The organism is Comamonas koreensis (assembly GCF_021026195.1).
GTDB classification, from domain to species: domain Bacteria; phylum Pseudomonadota; class Gammaproteobacteria; order Burkholderiales; family Burkholderiaceae_C; genus Comamonas; species Comamonas koreensis.
The window spans coordinates 94,811-113,771 of the sequence record NZ_JAJNCT010000003.1 but is presented as its reverse complement, the minus strand read 5'-3'; the positions used below and the strand labels follow the sequence as shown (position 1 = coordinate 113,771).

Genomic DNA, 18,961 nt, shown 5'->3' with positions numbered 1-18,961 from the left:
ATGCCAGCATCTATCACGATGAAAGGGGACGCATCAACGCTTGCGCGCAGCCAGCCACTCTTCCAGATAGTGGATATTGGTGCCGCCAGCATTGAACTTGGCATCCACCATCAGCTCAGCGTGCAGCGGGATATTGGTCGAAATCCCTTCAACAGCCGTTTCCAGCAGCGCGGTGCGCATGCGGGCGATGGCTTGCTCGCGGGTGTCGCCGTAGACGATCAGCTTGCCAATCATCGAGTCGTAGTTCGGTGGCACGAAGTAGTTCGCATACACGTGCGAGTCCACGCGCACACCAGGGCCGCCAGGCATGTGCCAGGTGGTGACCCGGCCAGGCGACGGGGTGAACTTGTAGGCATCTTCGGCGTTGATCCGGCATTCGATCGCATGACCGCGCATCTGTGCGTTGATCTGGCGCTGCGTGAACGGCAGTTTCTCACCAGCGGCCACCATGATCTGGGTACCAACGATGTCCACACCAGTGATCCATTCGGTCACCGGGTGCTCGACCTGCACACGGGTGTTCATCTCGATGAAGTAGAACTCGCCGTTTTCGTACAGGAACTCGAAAGTACCCGCACCACGGTAGCCGATCTTCTTGCAGGCGGCCACGCAGCGGTCGCCGATCTTCTCGATCAGGCGGCGTGGAATGCCAGGGGCCGGCGCCTCTTCAATCACCTTCTGGTGGCGGCGCTGCATGGAGCAATCGCGCTCGCCCAGGTAGACGGCGTTCTTGAACTTGTCAGCCAGCACCTGGATTTCAATGTGGCGTGGGTTCTGCAGGTACTTTTCCATGTACACCGCAGGATTGCCGAACGCAGCACCGGCTTCGGCCTTGGTCATCTGCACCGCATTGACCAGTGCAGCCTCGGTGTGCACCACGCGCATGCCACGGCCACCGCCGCCGCCAGCGGCCTTGATGATCACCGGGTAGCCAATGGCCTTGGCAATGCGTCGGATCAGCGCCGGGTCGTCCGGCAGTTCACCGTCCGAACCAGGCACGCAGGGCACGCCAGCCTTGATCATTGCCTGCTTGGCAGACACCTTGTCACCCATGATGCGGATGGACTCGGGCGTCGGGCCGATGAACTGGAAGCCGCTCTTTTCCACGCGCTCGGCAAAGTCAGCGTTCTCGGAGAGGAAGCCGTAGCCAGGGTGGATCGCCTCGGCGTCGGTCACCTCGGCAGCCGAGATGATCGCAGGCATGTTCAGGTAGCTTTGGGCCGACGGAGCCGGGCCAATGCAGACGGCCTCGTCGGCCAGCTTCACATACTTGGCGTCGCGGTCTGCTTCGGAGTAGACCATCACGGCCTTGATGCCCAGCTCGCGGCAAGCGCGCTGCACACGCAGTGCGATCTCTCCGCGGTTGGCAACCAGAATTTTCTTGAACATGGGCGAGGCCTTATTCAATGATGAACAAAGGCTGACCAAACTCCACGGCCTGGCCGTTTTCGCCCAGGATCTGCTTGATCGTGCCGGACTTGTCGGCTTCGATCTCATTGAGGATCTTCATCGCTTCAATGATGCACACGGTGTCGCCTTCCTTGACCTGGCTGCCGACCTCGACAAAGGCCTTGGCGCCAGGTGCTGACGAGCGGTAGAACGTGCCCACCATCGGCGACTTGACCGTGTGGCCTTGCACCGCAGCGGGTGCAGCTTCTGCCGGCGCAGCGGCAGCAGCGGGTGCAGCTGCCACGGGGGCTGCAGCGGGCAACACAGGTGCAGCCATCACTTGCTGCACCACAGCGCCGCCACCCTTCACAATGCGAACCTTGCCTTCTGCTTCGGTGATTTCCAACTCCGAGACATTCGATTCGGACACGAGATCGATCAGGGTTTTCAGCTTGCGTAAATCCATGGGAGCTCCAACGGCTAGAAAATCAAACAGGGCGCAAATTTACTCCAATTTCGCCCTATTCGACTCAATATCTTTGATTTTTGATCAACGGCAACACTGCCGCCCCGGCTTGCACACCTTATAGACTTGCCCAATTTTGCAAGTCAGATGCAAGAAGTTGCCCCATTTTACGATGTTGAACGTCACCTTGCCTACCAAATACCACTGTGAACGGTAGGCCGCCCACAGAATTGCCCAGATCACGCGTCAGCTGCGTACCACTCATGCCCGCAATGCCAACCGGGAAGGCCAAGGGGCTGCGCTGCAGAAAACGCTGCACCGCAGCATCCTGGTCGACCGCCAGGCCGACCACCTGCCAACCCTTGGTGCGCTGCGCTTCGTAGAACTGGTTGAGCATGGGCAGCTCTTCGACACAAGGCGGGCACCAGGTGGCCCAAAAGTTCAGCAGCAGGGGCTTGCCCCGGAAGGCCTGCATGCGCACTTCGGCCTGCCCGCCGGGCGCGGCAAAGGCCTGGCTCCACAGCCCGTCCAACGCGGGGCTGCTGGGTTCGGCCAGGCGGTGGCGCCACCAGGCCCAACCCGCACCGGCGGCCAACGCGGCAGCCGCCACGCCACCGGTCAGTAAGCGACGGCGGCTGGCGTTCTGCGCTGGCAAGGTTTGCGCTGCATCAACAGGCGCGCGTTCAGGTGTCGGCATGGGGCATCACTCCGTGGGTTGGGTCAGGAGGCGGCGTACTGCCTCCAGCGAGCCGCGCGGGGTGCGGCCCTGGGCATCGGGCTTCAAGGCGCCTCGCAGGTCGTCCAGGTCATAAACCAGGTAGTGCACACCAATGCTTTCATGGAGCGGCTTGCACAAGCTGCTGATCGACAAGGCATCCACCGTCTCACCGTGGAAACCGTTGATTGACGATACCTCATAGCGCACGCCATGGTCAATCAGCGCAATCTCAGCCGATTTGGAGTCATCGCAGAACAACTGTATGTATATATCAGAGAGGCGCGTGGCCGTGCCATTCCAGACCGCCCCGGCCAGATAGGGCCGGAAGGCCTGCATGCGCTCCATCCACAGCACCGCCATCTCGCGCAAGGCGCGCAGCTCGGCGGGCTGGGTGTCGCCACAGAACAGCTCCAGGTACTCGCGCACCGCCGCTTCGAGCACGTCGTTGTCGGGCAGCGCCGTGCGGCCTGGCAGCCCCAGCTGCTTGACGGCGCGCTTCTTGGCCGGACCCCACTCCAGGCCTTCCTCCACCACCATGCGTGCGGCGGTATTCGCGATTTCCCAGCTTGCATCAGTCTTCATGCGTTCCATTGTGTCGGATTTACCCGGACCTCGCGGCACTTGCTTGCAATTACGGCCGCCAGGAGCGCGGGTTCTGCCTGGGCGCGCCGTAGAATCGACCTCCATGCACATTCATATTCTGGGTATCTGTGGCACCTTCATGGGTGGCGTGGCAGCACTGGCACGTGAGGCCGGGCACAAGGTGACGGGCTGCGACAGCGGCGTCTACCCCCCCATGAGCGACCAGCTCCGCGCGCTGGGTATCGAGCTGATAGAAGGCTTTGGCGCCGACCAGCTCGCGCTGCAGCCGGATATGTATGTGGTGGGCAATGTGGTCAGCCGCGCGCGCCTGGATGACGGCTCACCCAAGTTTCCGCTGATGGAAGCCATCCTCGACACGGGCGCCCCCTACACCAGCGGCCCCCAGTGGCTGGCCGAGCATGTGCTGCAGGGCCGCCATGTGCTGGCCGTGGCCGGCACCCATGGCAAGACCACCACTACCTCGATGCTGACCTGGATTCTGGAAGCCGCTGGCCTGCAGCCAGGCTTTCTGGTCGGCGGCGTACCGCTGGATTTTGGCGTCTCCGCCCGTCTGGGCGCCCCCACCCGGCCCGGCGATGGTGATCCGCGCCCCGTGTTTGTGATCGAAGCCGACGAATACGACACCGCCTTTTTCGACAAGCGCAGCAAGTTTGTGCACTACCGCCCCCGCACGGCGGTGCTGAACAATCTGGAGTTCGACCACGCCGACATCTTTGATGACCTGGCTGCCATTGAGCGCCAGTTCCACCATCTGGTGCGCACCGTGCCCGCCAGCGGCCGCGTGGTGGCCAATGGTGTTGAAGAGAGCCTCACCCGCGTGCTGCACCAAGGCTGCTGGAGCGAGGTCGTGCGCTTTGGCGCCGCCATCGACGATATGCGCGCCGAAGGCGACCCATCCAACTTTGAGGTGTTTTATAAAGATGCGCCCGCCGGCAGGGTGCATTGGGGCCTGAGCGGCGTGCACAACCAGATGAATGCGCTGGCCGCCATTGCCGCCGCCCAGCATGTGGGCGTGGCGCCCGCAGAGGCAGCCCAAGCCCTGTCGCGCTTCCAGAACGTCAAGCGCCGCATGGAATTGCGTGGCACCGCTGCCGGCATCCAGGTGTATGACGATTTTGCCCACCACCCCACGGCGATCCGCACCACCCTGGATGGCCTGCGCCAGCAGGTTGGCAAGCAAACCCGCATTCTTGCGGTGTTCGAGCCGCGCAGCAATACGATGAAGCTGGGCACGATGAAGTCGCAGCTGCCCTGGTCGCTGGAATCGGCCGACCTGGCCTTTTGCCACACCGCCGGCCTGGACTGGGACGCTGCGCAGGCGCTGGCCCCGATGGGCGCACGCGCGCAGACTGCGGGCGACATCGACAGCCTGATCGCCCAGGTGCTGCAGGCGGCCAAGGCCGGAGACGTCATTGTCTGCATGAGCAATGGCGGCTTTGGCGGTATCCACGACAAATTGCTGAAAGCGCTCGCCGCTCGCAACTGATCGGTCTGCACGACCGCCCTCCCCCAACAAAAAGGCGAGCCTCAGGTGCTCGCCTTTCTACTAATCGCGCACTGCGCAGCCATCAAGCGGCAGATGGCTCAGCCTGCTTGCGCTTGACCCACCAACGGTAGCCCATGGGCCCCAGCACCACAGCGGCAGCCAGCACCCAGAGGATGGTGCAGACCGTGCTGGCCCAGAGGATGGACACATCGCCATTGGTGATGGACAGCGCGCGCCGCAGGTTTTGCTCCATCATGGTGCCCAGCACAACACCCAACACCATCGGCGCCATCGGCACCTGGAGCTTGCGCAGCAGGTAGCCGATCACCCCGATGACTACCACCGCCACCAAATCAAAGGTAGTGGCACTGATGGCATAGACGCCAATGAAGCTGATGGCCAGAATGCCTGGGACCAGCAGCCAGCCCGGGATGGACAGCATCGCGGCAAACACCCGCACCATGGGGATGTTCATCACCAGCAGCATCACATTGGCAATCAGCAGCGAGGCTATCAACCCCCAGACCAGCGCGGGCTGCTGCTCAAACAGCACCGGGCCGGGCGTGATGTTGTAGAGCGTGAGCGCGCCCATCATCACGGCCGTCGTCCCCGAGCCGGGCACGCCCAAGGTGAGCATGGGGATGAAGGAGCCGGTAGCCGCACTGTTGTTGGCCGCCTCCGGTGCGGCCAGACCACGCATGTCCCCTTGGCCAAACTTGGCGTCCGGGTCTTTGTCTTCTATATAGCGCTTCTCATTGGCATAGGCCACGGCCGATGCCACACTGGCACCTGCGCCGGGCAGCACGCCCAGCACAAAACCGAGCAGGCTGCCACGCGCGGTGCTGCCCGAGGTAAAACGCAGCTCGCGCAGGTTGAAGAGCTTGCGCTGGCTGGGCGGCACTTCCACGCTTTGGCCCGACAGCTTGTTTTCCAGCATTTGCAGCATTTCAGCGACGGCAAACAAGCCAATGACTACCACGACAAAATCCAGGCCATCGGTCAGGTGCGGAATATCAAAGGTGTAGCGGTAAACGCCGGAATTGGCATCCACCCCGATGGTCGCAATCGACAGCCCGATGGCCGCCGCCAATAGCCCTTTGATCGGCTGCTCGCCCAGCAAGCTGGTGAGCGCACAGAAGGCGAACACCATCAGCACAAAGTACTCCGCCGGGCCAAATGCCAAGGCCCACTGCGCCAGAAAGGGCGCAAACGCGGCGATGCCGACAATTGCGATCAGCGAGCCGACAAAGGACGACCAGGCCGACAAGGACAAGGCCACACTCCCCAGACCCTGGCGTGCCAGCGGGTAGCCGTCCAGGGTGGTCATCACCGCAGCGGCTTCGCCGGGCACATTGATCAGAATCGAGGTGATCCGCCCCCCGTACTCGGCGCCGACATAGACGGCAGCCAGCAAGATCAAGGCGGTATCGGGCGGCAAGCCCATTGCAAAGGCGATTGGCACCAGCATGGCCACGCCATTGGTTGGGCCCAGGCCCGGCAATACACCGACGATGGTGCCAAAAAACGAGCCAATCAGCGCCACCAGCAGATTGGTGCCCGAGAAGGCAACGCCAAAACCCAGGGAGAGGTTATCCAGCATCGAACTCATAACAGGCCCTCCAGCCAGCCCAGCGGCAGCACCACGTCCAGCAAACGGTCAAACAGAACATAGAACAGCAGGCTCAGGCTGGCCCCGCCAATGCTGCATTGCAGCCAACTGCCACCAAAGAGGCGCCCCACGCAGGCAGCAACCACTGCCGTGGCCAAGACAAAACCAACAACCTGGAACAGCCAGGCATACACCAGCACCAGCAGCACCATCAGCGCAATGCGGCTGTTGGCGCCCGGAGGGTTGGGCGCTGCCGGGTTGCCGCCCTTCACGATCAGGCGCAGGCCGCACAGGCCAATCACAGCGGCCAGCAACAACGGAAAGGCGCGCGGGCCCACAGGCTCGTAGGCAAACGCTGCCTCCAAGCCGTGTCCAAACCACGCCAGAAAGGCCGCGAGCAGCAGTGCCGCAATGCCCAGGGTGCGATCATTCAGAACCATAGATATCTTTCTGCAAGAGTGGGAGGCGCAGCAGGCCAGGCCCGCCTGCGCCATGGCCGCTGCGGGCCCTACTTGATCAGGTCAAACGATGTGGCCAGCTCGGAGTAGTGCTGGGTGCGGGCCTTCACATAACTTTCAAGCTCGGCGCCGGTCTTGTTGAACGGCATGAGGCCCAGTTGCGCCTGCGCCTTGCTGAACTCAGGCGTTGCCATGGCTTTGTCAAAAGCCTGCTTCCACCACTGGTAGTCGGCATCCGATACCTTGGGCCCAACGTAGAAGCCCCGGATGATCGGCCATTCGATGTTGAAGCCCTGCTCAGCAGCGGTAGGCACATCGGCCAGCTTGCCGGGCAAGCGCTCGGAATGGAACACCGCCAGCACGCGAATGGGGGCACCGCCATCCAACATGGTCACGGCCTCGGCCGCATCGCCCATAAAGGCCTGAACATGGCCACCTCGCAGCGCAGTCACCGCTTCACCACCACCTTCAAAAGCGACAAAGCGCATTTTCTTGTAGTCCACACCGGCGGCGCGCGCCGTCAGCGCCGCCTTCATCCAGTCCTGGCTGCCAATGGAGCCGCCAGCGCCCAGCACAATCTTGCTGGGGTCTTCCTTGAAAGCAGCCATCAAGCCCTTCAGATCCTGGTGGGGAGAATCTGCCCGCACCACCGCCACGCCGTAATCCGCACCGACGGTCGCAAGCCAGCGCACATCATCGACGCTGTACTTGCCAAATTTGCCCTGGGCCAGGTTGAGCAGCGAGCCGCTGGAGAAGGCGGCAATCGCGCTGCCATCGGCTGGCCGCTGGGTAATGATGCTGTTGTAGGCCACCGCGCCAATGCCGCCGGGCATGTAGACAATGCGCATCGGCCGCTGCAGTGCTTTGGACTCGCGCATGAACGTCTGGGCCAGGCGGCAAGTCAGATCAAAGCCGCCACCGGGCTGGGCGGGGGCAATGCATTCCGGGCGGCGCGGCTCTGCCTGCGCCATCGCTGGCAACAGGGTGCTTGCAGCCAGGGCGGCGCTGATGAGGAGGCGCGCTGCCCGGCTTGATGAACGGCTTGAAAACATAGGCTTTGTCTCCTGTTATGGGGTGGGCGCTGGGATCAAAAGGTGGCTCAACCGAGACGGGGTGGGCACCTTTCACCAAACGCGAAACTTGGTCGGCTGAAAAGCTCAGCACCAAGGTAGACAAAGACTAAACACCTATCGCTTTCAATAGCCTTTCAATCCAGGGTTATTCCCAGGTCAGCATTCGTCCGCCGCATCCTGAAGCGGCAATGCAAACCCAGTTGCCCCTGTGCGTCGCAGCCATTGCTCAGCGTCAACTCAGCGCCATGCATCTGGGCAATGGTCTGCACAATGGCCAAGCCCAGGCCGGCGCCCTGCTGGCTCCTTCCCGCAGTGCCGCGCCGAAACCGGCTGCCCGCCTGTGCCCTGTCGTGGTCGCTCATGCCTCCACCGCTGTCGATGACCACCAAGTCCACAGAGGCCGCATCGCCCAGCACCTGCAAGGTGACCTGGCCGCCCGCCGGTGTGTAGCGAATGGCGTTATCCACCAAGTTGCTGATGGCCTCGCGCAGCAGCCACTCCAGTGCCTTCACGTGGCAGAGTTGGTGGTCTGCCGCTGCCCTCACATCCAGCCCCAGGTCAATCTGCTTGGCACGTGCCAGCGGCCACAGCGTTTTAACAACCTGCTCGGCCAGCGCCACCACATCGACATCGGCAAACTGCGACCGGATGCTGGCGGCCGCCCCGGCATCCCGCGCGCGAGCCAGTGCCAGCATTTGCTGGGTCAGGCGCTCGGCCCGGCCAAGCCCCTCCTGCATCGCATGCAAAGCAGCGCGCATCTGGGCCGGATCGCGTTCGCGCAGTGCATAGCCCATCTGGGTGCGCAACAAAGCCAGAGGCGTGCGCAGCTGGTGAGAGGCGTCATCCAGAAACTGCCGCTGGACAGCGGCACTGTGGGCATAGCGCTCCACCAAGTGGTTCAGCGACTGCACCAGAGGCCGCACCTCTGCAGGCAGGCTGACCGCATCGATGGGAGACAGGTCATCCCAGGCCCGCGCATCCAGGCGCTGACGCAGGCGCTTCAATGGCTTGAGCGCGCGCACCACTCCGGCGACCAGAAGCACCACGCTGATGCCGACCAAAAGCACATCACGCAGGATGGCGTGCGCCACCATGCGCCTTTCCACCAACGCGCGCTCCCGAAGGTTCTCGGCCACCTGCACGACGATGCGGCTCTGCGGATGGCCCGAGATCGCCGGCTGTGCAAGGCGGGCCCACGCGGCCACACGAATCGGCTCATTCAGGTACACCGCGTCATAGAACTGCGGCATATCGAGCTCCAGCTCACCATCGGGCAAAGGAAGTGCCGGGTTGCCGATCTCGACCAGGCCGTCCTCGGACGCGACCCGAAAGTAAACGCGGCCGTTGACCGTCAACTCGAAAAACTCCAGCAGCAAATATGGCTGCTCCACACTCAAGCCGCCGCTGGCCGTGGAGATGTTGTAGTTGATCGCGCGCAATGCGCCCGCCAGTGCGCGGTCGTAGGCCTCATCGACCTGGGTGCGCAAGCTGTAGGTGGACCAGAGCAGGCTGCCACCCATGCCCACCAGCAAACCCGGCACCAGCCACACCAGCAGCGCAGCTTTCAGCGAACGGCTGCCCCATTGTGCGAGCTCGCTGAGGTCGATCTTCGGCCAGCTCACGGAGACTGCAGTGCAAGGTCGGTGGTCACCTCGCTCGGCACTTCTTCGAGGCAGTAGCCCAGGCCGCGCAAGGTGACAATCTGAACGCCACGGCCAACCAGCTTCTTGCGCAGGCGGAATACCATCACCTCGATGACCTGGAGATTCACGTCCCGGTCGCCGATGAACACCCGGTCCAAAATGCTTTGTTTGCCCACTGGCTCGCCGCTGCGCTGGATCAGCGCCAGTAACACCGCATGCTCGCGGCGTGTCAGCGGCAAAGTGGCACCCTCCATGGAAAAGCGCTGTGCTGCCAGATCGAACTGCAAAGGCCCACAGGAGAGCCGAGGGTGTTCTCGGCCCCGACTGCGCCGCACCAAGGCTTGCAGGCGCGCTTCCAACTCGTCCAGCAAAAAGGGTTTGGCCAGAAAGTCATCCGCACCGTTTTTGAGCGTGCCTACGCGCTCGGCCAAAGAGTCGCGCGCAGTCAGCACAATCACCGGCGTGCGGTCATCACGCTCGCGCATGCGCTCCAGCACGGTGTGGCCATCAATGCCGGGCAGCCCCAGATCGAGCACTACCGCATCAAAGTCTTCCTGCTGCAGGCGCAGGTCTGCCATGAGCCCATCGCCTGCCCAGTCCACCACGATGCCGGACTGCTGCGCCAAGCTTCGGGCCAACCAGTGTGCCAGCTCTTGTTCATCCTCCACCAACAGGATCCGCATGCACCCACCCTCCAGAGCTGTCTTTCAGGTGCAGCCATCTTGCGAGCGACACCGTTTCCAATTCGCCATCCATAGCGAATGCTTAACAATGCATTCTCCACAATAGAAAAAACCCACTGTTTTACGAGTAGGTTTATGGGGGAGGCTTGGGCTAACCCACAGGGTCGCCCAGTAACAGCAGCAGAGGCTGCTTTCAGAACGACGCCGTCATCGCCTTGGTGTTCACCACCACCGTGGGGCGGCCTACCGCACCCACGCTGGCGCGGGCAAATTGGGCCAGCCACTGGGCATCACCCAGAAGTTGTGCACCAGCCGCCTTGGCGACGACAACCACCTTATCGACGATCAGCACTTTGCCGCTGGCGCGCAGCGGCTCGCAATCCATGCGCAGAAATTCCTGGTCCAGCCATCGGCGCCCGTCCTCGTTGGACATGGCTTCCGCACTGTCAAAGCCATGGACAAACTCTTGCCCATCCTCCAGCAGAACCCGTACTTCATTGCGCATGACAATCCCTTATTGGTGGTGCAAACGGGGCGGACGGCCGCCGCCCCAAAGCCGCCAGCTTACACCGTTGCAGCGGCGCGCTCCTCGGTGTTTGCGCGCACGCGGCGGGCCTGCACCGCTTCGGACAGCTCAGCCAAGGTCTCCAGCGAATCCTCCCAGCCCAGGCAGGCATCGGTGATGCTCTTGCCGTATTCCAGGCTGTCCGGATCATTCTTGCCCGGGGTGAACTTCTGCGCACCGGCTTGCAGGTGGCTCTCGATCATCACACCGAAGACACTGCGCGAGCCGCCTTCGATTTGCTGCGCGATATCGCGCGCCACCTCTTTTTGCTTCTCGTGCTGCTTGCTGCTGTTGGCATGGCTGCAGTCCACCATCAAGGTGGCGGGCAGGTGCGCGGCCTCCAGGTCCTTGCAGGCGGCGGCCACATGGACGGCGTCGTAGTTGGGCGTCTTACCGCCGCGCAGGATCACGTGGCAGTTGGTATTGCCCTTGGTGTGCACGATGGCGACCTGGCCGTTCTTGTGCACCGACAGGAAGTGGTGCGGGCGGCTGGCCGACTGGATCGCATCGGTGGCGATGCGGATATTGCCATCGGTGCCATTCTTGAAACCCACCGGTGCCGAGATGCCCGAGGCCAGCTCGCGGTGCACCTGGCTTTCGGTGGTGCGCGCGCCAATCGCGCCCCAGCTGATCAGGTCGCCAATGTACTGGGGCGAGATCATGTCCAGGAACTCGCTGCCGGCCGGCACGCCCTGGCGGTTGATCTCGATCAGCAGCTGGCGCGCAATGCGCAGGCCTTCGTCGATGCGGTAGCTCTCGTCGAGGTAGGGGTCGTTGATCAGACCCTTCCAGCCCACCGTCGTGCGGGGCTTTTCGAAGTAGACCCGCATGACGATCTCCAAAGTGCCCTCGTACTGCTTGCGCACGGCCTTGAGGCGGCGGGCGTATTCCAGCGCAGCTTGCGGATCATGGATCGAGCAGGGGCCGATGATGACCAGCAGGCGGTCATCCTTGCCGGACATGATGTTGTGGATGTTTTGGCGGGTGTTGCTGATCAGCGATTCAACGGGTGTTCCGTTGATGGGGAAGAAGCGAATCAGATGCTCGGGTGGCGGCAGCACAGTAATGTCCTTGATACGTTGGTCGTCGGTTTGGCTTGTTTTCTCGACACCGCGATACCAAGCATCGCTTGTGGGTTGGGCTAGCTGAGTCATCTGAGGATCCTGAATGTGTGGGTGGTTCATGCAACAAAAAACCGCCGGGCTTTTCAGCTTCGGCGGTTGTCTGGAGGTTTAGGTGCTCGCGCGCTCTTAGACCTCTCGTCCGCCTGGGACAGAGAACCAAAAGTAAAAGGTAAAAGCGCTACGTGCTTGCATGTTTTTCAATGTACCACATCCGCAAGCGGCGGAATTCATCATTTTGTACAAAACGCACAAAAATTGCAAAAAACAATATTTCAAAGTTGAAATCACATCATTGCTTTGCTAATTTGCTTCCATACACAGTTTTACTGCGTAACCGACAAAGGCACACCACGGAAATATGTCAAAAACAAACGCCTGCGCGGCAGAAACCGCGCAGGCGTTGAGTTGATTCCGGCTTTTAGCCGCCGCCTAAGCAGCGGCTATTTGGGAAGCTCAGGCGGTTCCGCCCACCGTCAAACCATCGATACGCATGGTCGGCTGGCCCACACCCACTGGCACGCTCTGGCCTTCCTTGCCGCAAGTGCCCACGCCGCTGTCCAGGCGCATGTCGTTGCCGATCATGCTGACATGCTTGAGGCACTCGGGGCCGCTGCCCACAATGGTAGCGCCCTTGACGGGGTACTGGATCTTGCCGTTCTCGACCCAATAGGCTTCGCTGGCCGAGAACACAAACTTGCCGCTGGTGATGTCAACCTGGCCGCCACCAAAATTGGTCGCATACAAGCCCTTTTGCATCGAGGCGATGATTTCCTGCGGATCCTTGTCGCCACCCAGCATGTAGGTGTTGGTCATGCGCGGCATGGGGATGTGGGCATAGCTCTCGCGGCGGCCATTGCCGGTAGGCTTGACCTTCATCAGGCGCGCATTCATTGCATCCTGGATATAGCCCTTCAAGATGCCATCCTCGATCAGCACATTGCGCTGGGTCGGCTGGCCCTCGTCGTCCACGTTGAGCGAGCCACGGCGGTCGGCGATGGTGCCATCGTCCAGCACCGTCACGCCCTTGGCGGCGACGCGCTGGCCGATCATGCCGCTGAAGGCACTCGAGCCCTTGCGGTTGAAGTCGCCCTCCAGGCCATGGCCTACCGCTTCATGCAGCAACACGCCGGGCCAGCCGGGGCCCAGAACCACGGTCATCACGCCGGCAGGCGCAGGGCGCGATTCCAGGTTGACCAAGGCCGCCTTGACGGCTTCGTCCACATACTGCTGCACCAGCTCATCGTCAAAATAAGCCAGACCGAAACGGCCACCGCCGCCAGCCGAGCCCACTTCGCGGCGGCTCTTGCTCTCGGCAATCACCGTGACCGACAGGCGCACCAGCGGGCGCACATCGGCCGCCAGGGTGCCATCGGCACGGGCGACCAGCACCACATCATGCTCGGCAGCCAGGCCGGCCATCACCTGCTTGACGCGCGGATCCTTGGCACGGGCCAGCTTTTCAACCTTTTCCAGCAAGGCCACCTTGGCGGTGCTGTCGAGGGTGGAGATCGGGTCGAGATCAGGGTAGAGCGAGCGGCTCAGCGCAATCTTCTTGCTCGGCACCCGCACCTGGCGCGACTGGCTTTGTGCGCCAATGCTGCGCACCGTGTGTGCGGCATCCAGCAGCGATGCCAGCGAGATGTCATCCGAATAGGCAAAGGCTGTCTTCTCCCCGGCGACGGCACGCACCCCCACGCCCTGGTCGATCGAGAAGGAGCCGGTCTTGACGATGCCCTCTTCTAGACTCCAGCCTTCGGCCCGGGTGTACTGGAAGTAGAGGTCTGCATCGTCCACCTTGTGGGCGCGGATATCCGCCAGCGCGCGCGCCAGATGGCTGTCATCCAGACCAAATGGCGTCAGCAGCAGGCTGCGCGCTATATCCAGTCGTTGTTCGGTAGAAGCCGCCAGCGGCTTGGCCACAGCAAGGTCAAAAGGTGCATTCATAGAGGCGATTTTAGGGCTTGCGCAATGGCCGTGGGCACATGCGTTGATTTGCGGCGGCCAGCAAACCCGCCGCGACCTATTGCGTATCTGTGGCTGGCGGGAGTGTTTTCAATGGCCGGACCCCTGCCAGCCCGCCCCAATGGGGCTCACAGCCGCGGCGCCTGCTCCCGCGCCAGCTGGCGCTGCGATCGGGCGACCGACATCAAAATCCCCAGCGCCAGCCCCAGGGTGACCATGGCCGTCCCCCCGTAGCTGACAAAGGGCAAGGGCACGCCCACCACGGGCAGAATGCCGCTGACCATGCCCATGTTGACGAAGGCATAGGTGAAAAAGATCATTGCCACCGCACCGGCCATCAGGCGGCCAAACAAGGTCGGCGCGCGCATTGCAATGGCCAGGCCGCGCCAGACCAGCAGCAGAAAGAAAAAGATCAGCAGCAGATTGCCGGCCAGGCCAAACTCTTCGGAAAACGCGGCAAAGATAAAGTCGGTGGTGCGCTCGGGGATGAACTCCAGGTGGGTCTGCGTGCCCGCCATGAAGCCCTTGCCCATCAAGCCGCCCGAGCCAATGGCGATCATCCCCTGGATGATGTGAAAGCCCTTGCCCAGCGGATCGCGGGTCGGGTCGAGCAAGGTGCAGACGCGCTGGCGCTGGTATTCATGCAGCACCACCAGGTCCATGCCGTCTTCGCAGAGGTGGTGGCCATAGATGGCGATCAGCAGCAACCCGATGGCGCCAATCAGCACCGGCGGGATGATCAGCTTCCAGGAGAGGCCGGCAAAATAGATCACCGCCAGGCCGGCGGCCATCACCAGAAGCGACGTACCCAGATCCGGCTGTTTCATGATCAGGCCGACCGGAATAATCAGAATCGCAAACGCCACCACAAAATCCGCTGATCGCAACGCTCCTTCGCGCCGCTGGAACCACCAGGCCAGCATCAGCGGCATCGCAATCTTCAGCAGCTCACTGGGCTGGATGACGATGCCCAGGTTCACCCAGCGCTGCGCGCCCTTCTTGGTGATGCCAAACAGGGCAACGGCAATCAGCAACGCAACGCCCAGACCATACAAAGGCAACGCAAAACTGGCCAGCCGGTGCGGCGGAATCTGGGAGACCACCAGCAAGATGCCCAGCGCCAGCAGCATGTTGCGGCCATGGTCAGAAAAACGGGTGCCGTGGTCGAATCCGGCGGAATACATGGCCGTCAGTCCGATGGCGGCCAGCATGCCAATAATGAAAATCAGTGGCCAGTCATAACCGCGCAGCATCGGCATCAGACGCTGGAACAGATTCGGTTTATCAAGAACTTCGGACATGGCCGCCATTATCCCTGCTTGGCACAGAACGCCCGCCAGCGCCAGCGGTAAAGACCGGTTTTACATGTGTCACCCGGGCCAAATTAATTCAACAAAACAACTAAGGTTGTCAACGCCTTAGCCGTGGCCGCCTGGGCGCTATCATTTGTGCATGACGACCACCCACTTGCTTTACCTCCACGGCTTTCGCTCCTCCCCGCAATCTGCCAAGGCCCAGCGCCTGCAGCGCCATATTGAAGACACCCGTTCGCATGTCGTATGGTCCGCGCCACAACTGCCCGCCTCGCCCCGGCAAGCGGCCGATCTGCTGCTGCAAACCACCCGCAGTTGGGCCGGCCTGCCGCCCGAGAGTGTGGCCGTGGTCGGCTCGTCACTAGGCGGCTTCTACGCCAGCTGGGTGGCCCAACAGCTGCGCTGCAAGAGCGTGATGATCAATCCCTCGACAACCCCCTGGGTCACCCTGGAGCAGCACCTGGGCGAGCAGACGGCCTGGCACAACCCCGAGGAATCCTTCTTCTTCCGCCCGGAGTACCTGGAAGAGCTGCAGGCGCTGAACGTCAACGGCCAACCCCCTGCCGCGCCGCAGCTGCTGATTGCCGCCATGGGCGACGAGGTGCTGCACTGGCAGGACATGGTCGCGCGCTACCCTGCCGCCCAGCTGCTGCTGGACGAGGGCAGTGACCATGCGCTGTCGAACTTCGAGAACTATCTGCCGCAGATCGACAAGTTTCTGGGCTGGTAAAACCAGCGCTGGCGGGCCTGCCTGCAGTGGGCCCGCCAGAACCCCCACGCAAAAAACCCTGCGGCCGCGCCCCGGCACCATCCAGCGTGGGAAAATGCGCGGCTATGTATGCACTGTTTGACGACGCTGGCAAATTTCTGGCCGGCCGTATCCTCTCCGAAGCTGAAAGTTCCGCGCAAATTGAATTGGACTCCGGGAAACGGGTCAAAGTCAAAGCAGCGAACATGCTTCTCAAATTTGACAAGCCCACGCCTGCGGAGCTGATCGCACAGGCGCAAGCCCTGTCGGACGACATCGACCCCCAGCTCGCCTGGGAGTTTGCGCCCGAGCAGGAGTTTGGCTTTGCCGACCTGGCACGCGACTACTTCTCCGAGAACGCCTCGATCACCGAACAGGTGGCCGCGCTCTTCAAATTGTTTGAGGCACCGCACTACTTCCGCCGCGCCGGCAAGGGCCGCTTCAAGAAGGCCCCGGCCGAGATCGTGCAGCAGGCGCTGGCCGCCATCGAGAAAAAGGCCCAGCTCCAGGCGCAGATCGACGGCTGGGCCGCCGAGCTCGTCAATGGGCAATGCCCCGCGCCGGTGCAGCAGCAGCTCTACAAGATCCTGTTCCGCCCGGACAAGAACGCCCCCGAATACAAAGCCGTGGTCGAGGCCAGCCGCAAGGCGCAGCTGGCACCGCTGGCCCTGCTGCAAAAGGCCGGCGCCATCGACTCGTCCTACCAGTTCCACTGGCAGCGCTTTCTGTTTGACAACTTCCCCAAGGGCACAGGCTTCCCGGCCGTCACCGCGCCGCTGCCGCCTGGTGATCTGCCGCTGGCCACGGTGGAGGCTTACTCCATCGACGATTCGGCCACCACCGAAATCGACGATGCGCTGTCGGTGCAGGGCCTGGGCTCTGGCCAGGTGATTGTCGGCGTGCACATTGCCGCGCCCGGTCTGGCGATCGAGCCCGGCTCGGCGCTCGACCACCTGGGCCGCAGCCGCTATTCCACCGTCTACATGCCGGGCTACAAGGTCACGATGCTGCCCGACGAAGTCGTGCAGATCTACACCCTGGATGAGGGCCGCGCGAATCCGGCGGTGTCGCTCTACGTCACCTATGACGAAGCAACGCTGGAAGTGCTGCACAAGGAAACGCGCCTGGAGCGCGTGCCCGTCGTCACCAACTTCCGCTACGACAAGCTCGACCACATCGCCACCGAAGCCTGGCTGAGCGATCCAGCGCTGCAGGTCGAAGACACGCCCCAGCCGCTGCTGGACAAGCGCGACGAGCTGAGCTTTCTCTACCGCCTCTCGCGCCACCTCAAGGCCGGCCGCGAAGTGGTGCGCGGCAAGCCCGAGAACTTCAACCGCCCGGACTACAACTTCCGCCTGCAAGGCAATGGCGACCAGGTACCCAACGGCAGCGAGACCGTGCAGATCTCCGTGCGCAAGCGCGGCGCGCCGCTCGATCTGATCGTGGCCGAGGCGGCCATCGTCGCCAACAGCAGCTGGGGCCAGTTGCTGGCCGACTATGGCGTGCCCGGCATCTACCGCAGCCAGGCCAGCCTGGCACCCGGCATCAAGGTGCGCATGTCCACCAAGGCCTTGCCGCACGCCGGCATCGGCGTCAAAAGCTATGTCTGGGCCACCTCGCCGCTGCGCCGCTATACCGACCTGGTCAACCAGTGGCAGATCATCGCCTGCGCGCGCCACGGCGCCACGGCCGCGCTGGTCGCCCCATTCAAGCCCAAGGATGCGGAGCTGTTCTCCATCATCAGCGGGTTCGATGCTGCCTACAGCGCTTACAACGGCTACCAGGCCGGCATGGAACGCTACTGGACCCTGAAGTACCTGGCCCAGAACCACATCAGTGACCTCACTGCAACAGTTATGAAGGAAGGCCCGGCAGGCAGCATGCTGGTGCGTGCAGATGAACTACCATTGGTGTTTCCCGTGCTGGGCGCGCAGAGTCTGCCGCGTGGTGCCCAGGTCCGGGTCAAGCTTGGCGAGATCGACGAGATCACGCTGGATGTGACCGGAACCGTGCTGGAGAGACTGGACGACGAACAGGCCAACCAGGCCGAGACAGAGTCGCCAGAAGATGAGGAGGAGGCTGTGGCCGGGCCCATCGCAATCGCGGTGGACGTGAGCGACGGTGAGGACGCGGCGACCACAAAAACCGATTAACCCGGAACCGTGAAGTTTTTCCAATTTCTTCGATCCCTGTCCACGCTGCAACTGGCGCTGGCTGTGTCTGTGCTGGTGCACGCTGCCATCTTGAGCATCCGCTTTGTCGACCCCCAGGCCTTTGACCGGGTGTTCGAGGACACCCCGCTCGAAGTGATTCTGGTCAACGCCAAGTCCAATGACGCGCCGCCTGACAAGGCCCAGGCCGTCGCCCAGGCCAATCTGGCCGGCGGCGGCGAATCGGCCAACAGCCAGGAGCGCGCCACCAGCCCCTTGCCCTACTCAGCCATCACCAACATGGGGGATGACTTTGAAGAGCGCCAGCGCCAGCTCGATGCCATGCAGGCCCAGCAGATGCAGCTGCTGGCTGACCTGCGCAACCAGCTGGCCCAGTACCAGCCGCCCGATACGCGCAAGGCCAGCGCCTCGCAGGCCGAGATCGAGCAGGAAGAAAAGCACAAGCAGCTGCTCAAGATGCTCGCCGAGATCGAAAAGCGCATCCACGAAGAAAACGCCCGCCCCAAGAAGCGCTACATCAGCCCCGCCACACGCGAAGAGGTGTTTGCCATCTACTACGACCAGCTGCGCCGCAAGGTCGAGGACCGGGGCACCAGCAACTTCCCCGAAGCCGGTGGCCGCAAGCTCTATGGCGAGCTGGTGATGATCATGACCGTCAACCATGACGGCCGGGTGCTGGGCACCGAGGTCTATAAAAGCTCGGGCAACCAGCAGCTGGACCGCCGGGCCGAGGCCATTGCCGTCAGCAGCGGGCCCTTTGGCCACTTTGGCCCGGCGCTGCGTGCCAAGGCCGACCAGATTGCCGTGGTCTCCAAGTTTCGTTTCACCCGCGAGCAGACATTGGAAACGGCCAATTTGCAGTAAAGTGGCAGGCGCCTTCACGGCATCCTGACAGGCGTCGATACGTCGCCACCAGGTGCCAGGCGCATGCCCCTTTTTCTGCGATGCGC

General features: G+C 62.5%; 17 protein-coding genes. 4 read left to right on the top strand and 13 right to left on the bottom strand.

The features are described from left to right. Positions 1-33: 33 nt before the first annotated feature. The 4 genes from accC to LPW39_RS00515 all read right to left on the bottom strand — a co-directional run bounded on the left by accC (position 34) and on the right by LPW39_RS00515 (position 3,155). Positions 34-1,389 (bottom strand): acetyl-CoA carboxylase biotin carboxylase subunit, encoded by a 1,356-nt coding sequence (accC, locus tag LPW39_RS00530; protein ID WP_230770471.1) that lies wholly within the window; start codon positions 1,387-1,389, stop codon positions 34-36. A 10-nt stretch (positions 1,390-1,399) separates the two neighbouring features. Further along, a complete protein-coding gene (gene accB, locus LPW39_RS00525) occupies positions 1,400-1,855 on the bottom strand; it encodes an acetyl-CoA carboxylase biotin carboxyl carrier protein (protein WP_230770470.1) in 456 nt (151 codons plus the stop codon). A gap of 118 nt (positions 1,856-1,973) precedes the next feature. Then, the gene (locus LPW39_RS00520; RefSeq protein ID WP_230770469.1) at positions 1,974-2,552 is read right to left on the bottom strand and encodes a TlpA family protein disulfide reductase; all 579 of its coding nucleotides are present in this window, start codon (positions 2,550-2,552) and stop codon (positions 1,974-1,976) included. Between the two features lie 6 nt (positions 2,553-2,558). After that, positions 2,559-3,155, bottom strand: coding sequence for a hypothetical protein (locus LPW39_RS00515; protein ID WP_230770468.1), 597 nt, complete (start codon positions 3,153-3,155; stop codon positions 2,559-2,561). Between the two features lie 103 nt (positions 3,156-3,258). Here LPW39_RS00515 and mpl point away from each other — a divergent pair, with 103 nt between their 5' ends. Then, entirely contained in the window at positions 3,259-4,662 is a 1,404-nt protein-coding gene (gene mpl / locus LPW39_RS00510) for a UDP-N-acetylmuramate:L-alanyl-gamma-D-glutamyl-meso-diaminopimelate ligase (RefSeq protein ID WP_230770467.1), read from the top strand. Positions 4,663-4,744: 82 nt separating this feature from the next. Here the strand turns inward: mpl and LPW39_RS00505 are convergent, their stop codons facing one another. The 9 genes from LPW39_RS00505 to rodA all read right to left on the bottom strand — a co-directional run bounded on the left by LPW39_RS00505 (position 4,745) and on the right by rodA (position 15,080). Further along, a complete protein-coding gene (locus LPW39_RS00505; RefSeq protein WP_230770465.1) occupies positions 4,745-6,271 on the bottom strand; it encodes a tripartite tricarboxylate transporter permease in 1,527 nt (508 codons plus the stop codon). Continuing rightward, positions 6,268-6,705, bottom strand: coding sequence for a tripartite tricarboxylate transporter TctB family protein (locus tag LPW39_RS00500; RefSeq protein ID WP_230770774.1), 438 nt, complete (start codon positions 6,703-6,705; stop codon positions 6,268-6,270). Before LPW39_RS00500 ends, LPW39_RS00505 begins: the two co-directional genes overlap by 4 nt. A gap of 74 nt (positions 6,706-6,779) precedes the next feature. Beyond that, positions 6,780-7,700: a tripartite tricarboxylate transporter substrate binding protein gene (locus LPW39_RS00495; RefSeq protein ID WP_230770772.1), complete on the bottom strand. Its 921-nt coding sequence runs from the start codon at positions 7,698-7,700 to the stop codon at positions 6,780-6,782. A gap of 236 nt (positions 7,701-7,936) precedes the next feature. Beyond that, positions 7,937-9,424, bottom strand: coding sequence for a sensor histidine kinase (locus LPW39_RS00490; RefSeq protein WP_230770463.1), 1,488 nt, complete (start codon positions 9,422-9,424; stop codon positions 7,937-7,939). After that, positions 9,421-10,128 carry a response regulator gene (locus tag LPW39_RS00485; RefSeq protein ID WP_230770461.1) on the bottom strand — a complete coding sequence of 236 codons (708 nt, stop codon included), beginning with the start codon at positions 10,126-10,128 and terminating at the stop codon, positions 9,421-9,423. Before LPW39_RS00485 ends, LPW39_RS00490 begins: the two co-directional genes overlap by 4 nt. A 193-nt stretch (positions 10,129-10,321) precedes the next feature. Next, complete coding sequence (locus tag LPW39_RS00480; RefSeq protein WP_230770459.1) at positions 10,322-10,633, bottom strand: hypothetical protein; 312 nt, start codon at positions 10,631-10,633, stop codon at positions 10,322-10,324. Between the two features lie 59 nt (positions 10,634-10,692). Then, on the bottom strand, positions 10,693-11,847 hold the full coding sequence (locus LPW39_RS00475) for a 3-deoxy-7-phosphoheptulonate synthase (protein ID WP_230770458.1): 1,155 nt from the start codon (positions 11,845-11,847) through the stop codon (positions 10,693-10,695). Positions 11,848-12,270: 423 nt separating this feature from the next. Then, positions 12,271-13,761, bottom strand: coding sequence for a metalloprotease TldD (gene tldD, locus LPW39_RS00470; protein ID WP_133856947.1), 1,491 nt, complete (start codon positions 13,759-13,761; stop codon positions 12,271-12,273). 146 nt (positions 13,762-13,907) lie between these two features. Continuing rightward, positions 13,908-15,080 carry a rod shape-determining protein RodA gene (rodA, locus tag LPW39_RS00465; protein WP_230770457.1) on the bottom strand — a complete coding sequence of 391 codons (1,173 nt, stop codon included), beginning with the start codon at positions 15,078-15,080 and terminating at the stop codon, positions 13,908-13,910. Between the two features lie 151 nt (positions 15,081-15,231). Between rodA and LPW39_RS00460 the strand changes: the two genes are divergently transcribed. From LPW39_RS00460 to LPW39_RS00450, 3 genes are all read left to right on the top strand, one after another. After that, positions 15,232-15,822 carry a YqiA/YcfP family alpha/beta fold hydrolase gene (locus LPW39_RS00460; protein ID WP_230770456.1) on the top strand — a complete coding sequence of 197 codons (591 nt, stop codon included), beginning with the start codon at positions 15,232-15,234 and terminating at the stop codon, positions 15,820-15,822. Between the two features lie 104 nt (positions 15,823-15,926). Beyond that, complete coding sequence (locus LPW39_RS00455; RefSeq protein WP_230770455.1) at positions 15,927-17,993, top strand: ribonuclease catalytic domain-containing protein; 2,067 nt, start codon at positions 15,927-15,929, stop codon at positions 17,991-17,993. Positions 17,994-18,002: 9 nt separating this feature from the next. Beyond that, positions 18,003-18,875 (top strand): energy transducer TonB, encoded by an 873-nt coding sequence (locus LPW39_RS00450; RefSeq protein WP_133856951.1) that lies wholly within the window; start codon positions 18,003-18,005, stop codon positions 18,873-18,875. The last annotated feature ends 86 nt before the right edge of the window (positions 18,876-18,961 follow it).

Bases quoted from the DNA above. Each gene is read 5' to 3' on its own strand.
- LPW39_RS00520 (WP_230770469.1), bottom strand. From the start codon at position 2,552: ATGCCGACACCTGAACGCGCGCCTGTTGATGCAGCGCAAACCTTGCCA.
- LPW39_RS00475 (WP_230770458.1), bottom strand. From the start codon at position 11,847: ATGACTCAGCTAGCCCAACCCACAAGCGATGCTTGGTATCGCGGTGTC.
- LPW39_RS00460 (WP_230770456.1), top strand. From the start codon at position 15,232: ATGACGACCACCCACTTGCTTTACCTCCACGGCTTTCGCTCCTCCCCG.
- LPW39_RS00495 (WP_230770772.1), bottom strand. From the start codon at position 7,700: ATGGCGCAGGCAGAGCCGCGCCGCCCGGAATGCATTGCCCCCGCCCAG.
- LPW39_RS00505 (WP_230770465.1), bottom strand. From the start codon at position 6,271: ATGAGTTCGATGCTGGATAACCTCTCCCTGGGTTTTGGCGTTGCCTTC.
- LPW39_RS00480 (WP_230770459.1), bottom strand. From the start codon at position 10,633: ATGCGCAATGAAGTACGGGTTCTGCTGGAGGATGGGCAAGAGTTTGTC.
- accC (WP_230770471.1), bottom strand. From the start codon at position 1,389: ATGTTCAAGAAAATTCTGGTTGCCAACCGCGGAGAGATCGCACTGCGT.
- accB (WP_230770470.1), bottom strand. From the start codon at position 1,855: ATGGATTTACGCAAGCTGAAAACCCTGATCGATCTCGTGTCCGAATCG.
- mpl (WP_230770467.1), top strand. From the start codon at position 3,259: ATGCACATTCATATTCTGGGTATCTGTGGCACCTTCATGGGTGGCGTG.
- rodA (WP_230770457.1), bottom strand. From the start codon at position 15,080: ATGTCCGAAGTTCTTGATAAACCGAATCTGTTCCAGCGTCTGATGCCG.
- tldD (WP_133856947.1), bottom strand. From the start codon at position 13,761: ATGAATGCACCTTTTGACCTTGCTGTGGCCAAGCCGCTGGCGGCTTCT.
- LPW39_RS00455 (WP_230770455.1), top strand. From the start codon at position 15,927: ATGTATGCACTGTTTGACGACGCTGGCAAATTTCTGGCCGGCCGTATC.
- LPW39_RS00515 (WP_230770468.1), bottom strand. From the start codon at position 3,155: ATGAAGACTGATGCAAGCTGGGAAATCGCGAATACCGCCGCACGCATG.
- LPW39_RS00485 (WP_230770461.1), bottom strand. From the start codon at position 10,128: ATGCGGATCCTGTTGGTGGAGGATGAACAAGAGCTGGCACACTGGTTG.